We start from the raw sequence: 275 nt of genomic DNA, 5'->3' as shown, positions 1-275 counted from the left end.
AACGAAATCAAGACTGGTTTATAGTGGCAAACCTTGCGGTATTTCCCGAAAGCATCACCTTCCCATGAGCACAGTTGCAGCTAAAGCAATGCCGGTGCGCGCTGCGGCCGCTGCGGCTTCCTCGTCGAGCCCGGCGGCGCCGGCAGCGGTCGACCGCGTCGGCGCGCTGATCAAGTCGGTCCGTATCCCGCCCCGCCCCAGCCTGCTGGCCGGTCTGCAGGCCGAGCTGGCGTTGAGCGGCCCGGCGCCGGGAACCATCGGCCGCATCGGCCCAT

At 66.9% G+C, this 275-nt stretch carries 1 pseudogene; it reads left to right on the top strand.

Annotation, left to right across the window (positions count from 1 at the left end):
- Nucleotides 1-64 precede the first annotated feature (64 nt).
- A pseudogene (locus KVT32_RS29980) lies at nt 65-275 on the top strand (hypothetical protein); the annotation flags it as partial.

The sequence above is a fragment of the Achromobacter sp. GbtcB20 genome, assembly GCF_019091095.1.
GTDB lineage: Bacteria > Pseudomonadota > Gammaproteobacteria > Burkholderiales > Burkholderiaceae_B > Achromobacter > Achromobacter mucicolens.
This window is presented reverse-complemented; position numbering and strand designations above follow the sequence as displayed.